The following is a 3,610-nucleotide window of genomic DNA, read 5'->3' as shown; positions in this document are numbered from 1 at the left end:
GAAGCCCCACCTGGACGACGAATCGCGCGCGCAACTGCTGCGCAAGCGGCTGCGCCTGGCCGTGCTGGACGCGGGCGTCGCCTTCGACGTCGCGTGGAACGGGCGCTCGTTCGCGGCCGTGACGTCGAAAACGGCACCGGACGTCGTCATCGGCGCGACCCTGTACGACCTGGGCCTGCTGGCCACGCGCCGCGAGGACCCGGACACGCTGTTCTTCAGCCGCCGCCTGGTCATGGAAGGCGACACGGAACTGGGACTGCTCATCAAGAACACGCTGGACGCCATCGACCGTTGAAAGGAGAACCTGATGGGCCGTGACCGCACCGTTTTCCCCCTCGTCTATTCCTGCTCCGGATGTTCCAGCGCGGCGCAGATGGCCAACCACATCGCGCTGGACCTCGACCGGGAGGAAGTCGCCGAGATGTCGTGCATCGCCGGCGTGGGCGGCGACGTGCCGTCGCTCGTCAAGCTGGCGAAATCCGGGCGGCCCGTCGTCGCCATCGACGGCTGTCCGCTCGAATGTGCGCGCCACTGCCTCGCGCGCCACGGCGTGACGCCGGACCTGCATGTCCAGCTGGCCGAACATGGCGTGCGCAAGCGCTACCACATACGGTTCGACCCGGCCGAAGCGGCCGCCGTCGCGCGCGAGGTGGCGGACGACGTGGCCCTGCTTGCGGCCGAACGCCGATTGCTTCAACCAGTTTAAGGCGGGGCCGGCGGGCCTCGGGGATAGTGGTCGCCTGACTATCACCGAGGATCACATGAACGCCAACGAATCCCTCTTTGCCGCATCCATGCCGACGCAGGACGTGTCGGCCGACGTACTGCAGGAGAAATACGCGAAAGGCGACGAGACGACCGTCGCGGAAGTGCGCGCCCGCGTGGCCCGCGCGCTGGCCGCACACGAACCCGAACCGCTGCGCCTGGAGATGGAGCAGCGCTTCCTGTGGGCGCAGGACCACGGCTTCGTGCCCGCCGGCCGCATCAACTCGGCGGCCGGCATCGGCCTGAAGGCCACCCTGATGAACTGCTTCGTGCAGCCGGTCGGCGACGCGATCAGCGGCCGCGACGGCGCGATCCCCGGCATCTACGGCGCCGTGGCGGAAAGCGCGGAAACGATGCGCCGCGGCGGCGGCGTCGGCTACGACTTTTCCGCGATCCGCCCCGCCGGCAGTCTCGTGAAAGGCACGGCTTCGCGCGCGTCCGGCCCCGTGTCGTACATGGCCGTGTTCGACGCGTCGTGCCGCACGGTCGAATCGGCCGGCGCCCGCCGCGGCGCCCAGATGGGCGTCCTGCGGATCGACCATCCCGACATCGAGGCGTTCGTCGCCGCCAAGGACGGCGGCGCGTTCAGCAATTTCAACCTGTCCGTCGGCGTCACGGACGTCTTCATGCGCGCCGTGCTCGACGATGCCGCCGTCGAGCTGACGCATGCGGCCGAACCGGGGCCGGACGACCGGGCGAACGGCGCATACCTGCGCCCGGATGGCCGCTGGGTGTACCGCACGGTGCGGGCGCGCGACCTGTGGGACAAGGTGATCGGCTCCACCTACGACCACGCGGAGCCGGGCGTGCTGTTCCTGGACCGGATCAACGGCGAGAACAACCTGTACTACGCCGAGACGCTGGCGGCCACGAACCCGTGCGGGGAGCAGCCGCTGCCGCCGTACGGCTGTTGCGACCTGGGCTCGCTCGACCTGACGAAGTTCGTGCGCCAGCCGTTCACGCCGGAGGCGCGCTTCGACCTCGACACGTTCCGCGACGTGACGGCCGTCGGCGTGCGCATGCTCGACCTCGCGCTCGACGCCACCGAATGGCCGCTGCCGCAGCAGGCGGCGGAAGGCCGCAACAAGCGCCGCATCGGCATCGGCTTCCTCGGCCTGGGCAGCGCGCTCGTCATGCTGGGCCTGCGCTACGACGCCGACGAGGGCCGCGCGTTCGCCGCCGACGTCACACGCGCACTTCGGGACGCCGCCTACGATGCATCGGTGGCGCTGGCGCGCGAAAAAGGCGCATTCCCGCTGTTCGACGCGGAACGCTACCTGGACGGCGCGTTCGCGCGGCGCCTGCCGGACGAGCTGCGCGAAGCGATCGCCCGCCACGGCATCCGCAACTCCCACCTGATGTCGATCGCGCCCACGGGCACCATCGCCCTCGCGTTCGCGGACAACGCGTCGAACGGCATCGAACCCGCGTTTTCGTGGGTGTACCAGCGCAAGAAGCGCATGCCGGACGACAGCACGCGCATCTACGAGGTGGCCGACCACGCGTGGCGCCTGTACCGCCACCTCGGCCACGACGTAGCCGAACTGCCGGCGCAGTTCGTGACGGCGCTGGAGATGTCGGCGCAGGACCACCTCGGCATGATGGCGGCCGTGCAGCCGTACGTGGACGGCGCGATCTCGAAGACCGTCAACGTGCCCGCCGACTACCCGTTCGACGACTTCAAGGATTTGTACACGGAGGCGTGGCGCGCGGGGCTGAAGGGCCTCGCCACGTACCGGCCCAACGCCGTCACGGGCAGCGTGTTGAGTGTCGCGCCGCCTGTCGCCGAAGCACCGGACGCCGGCGTGCCGTACCACTTGGATCCGCTGCGCCGCCGTTTCGAGAGCCGCCCGGCCGGGGAACTGGAATCGGTCACCTCGAAGGTCGAATACACGACCCAGGAAGGCAAGAAGACGGTCTATCTGACCATCAGCTTCATGCGCGTGGAAGGACGGCTGAACGGGCGCGACCTCGCCATCGAGCGCCCGTTCGAGTTCTTCATGCCCGCGAACCAGCGCAGCGACGGCCACCAGTGGATCACGTCCACGATGCGCCTGCTGTCGCTGGCCGCGCGCGCCGGCAGCTCCATCGCCAAGGCGCTCGCCGACATGCGCGCCGTCGTGTGGGAAAAGGGGCCGGTGCGCTGCGGCCACCTGACGCGGGCGGACGGCGTGCAGGTGCCGATGTACCACGACTCGGAAGTTGCGGCCATCGCCTTCATGCTGCAGCGGATCCTGATCCGGCGCGGTTTCCTGGACGCCCACGGCAACCAGGTGCCCGCCGACGCGCTGGACCGCCTGCTGGCACGGCGCGGCACGCCGGACGAGGTGCCGGCACCAAACATCGCGGCGGTCGAAGAGACGGGCGCCAAGTGCCCGGAATGCGGCGCGCGGACGTTGCGCAAGGTCGACGGCTGCACGCGCTGCACATCGTGCCACTACCTGGGCGGCTGCGCCTGATTCGTAAAACCTGAAACCGGTTCAAGGACAAGGGCGGCGGGCCGCCCTACCCTGACGGTGTACCAACGACCCAACGCAAAAGGAGCATCATGCAACACGATTTCCAGTTCTCGGCCCCTCTCGCCTTCGCCGACATCGAACGCCTCACGAGCGCCCTGTGCACCCTGCCCGGCGTGCGCGGCATCGACCTCGAACCGGGCGGCCGCGAGATGCACGTGGAGTTCGACGAGGACGCCACGTCGACGCAGGACATCACCGCGGCGCTGCTGGGCGCCGGTTACGGCGAAGCGCGCAAGGAAAAGAGCGGCGGTTGCTGCGGTACTGACAAGCGCCTCGCTTCAGCGCGTCCGCAGGGCGCTCCTAATGATCGTCACGACGCATCAGCG

General features: G+C 69.3%; 3 protein-coding genes and 1 pseudogene. All 4 read left to right on the top strand.

Annotation, left to right across the window (positions count from 1 at the left end; translation table 11 throughout):
• Positions 1 to 289: pseudogene (gene ubiT / locus ACEN88_RS26765) on the top strand (ubiquinone anaerobic biosynthesis accessory factor UbiT); the annotation flags it as partial.
• Positions 290 to 307: 18 nt separating this feature from the next.
• Positions 308 to 706: a putative zinc-binding protein gene (locus ACEN88_RS26760; protein WP_413344549.1), complete on the top strand. Its 399-nt coding sequence runs from the start codon at positions 308 to 310 to the stop codon at positions 704 to 706.
• Between the two features lie 55 nt (positions 707 to 761).
• The gene (locus tag ACEN88_RS26755) at positions 762 to 3,224 is read left to right on the top strand and encodes an adenosylcobalamin-dependent ribonucleoside-diphosphate reductase (protein WP_413344547.1); all 2,463 of its coding nucleotides are present in this window, start codon (positions 762 to 764) and stop codon (positions 3,222 to 3,224) included.
• An 89-nt stretch (positions 3,225 to 3,313) separates the two neighbouring features.
• The coding region (locus ACEN88_RS26750) for a heavy-metal-associated domain-containing protein (RefSeq protein WP_413344545.1) at positions 3,314 to 3,610 on the top strand (297 nt) is incomplete at its 3' end.

This window comes from Massilia sp. CT11-108 (assembly GCF_047302915.1).
In the GTDB taxonomy this organism is placed as follows: Bacteria; Pseudomonadota; Gammaproteobacteria; order Burkholderiales; family Burkholderiaceae_D; genus Telluria; species Telluria orientalis.
Note: the sequence above shows the minus strand (reverse complement) of the source record. Positions and strands in the feature narration are given on the sequence as shown.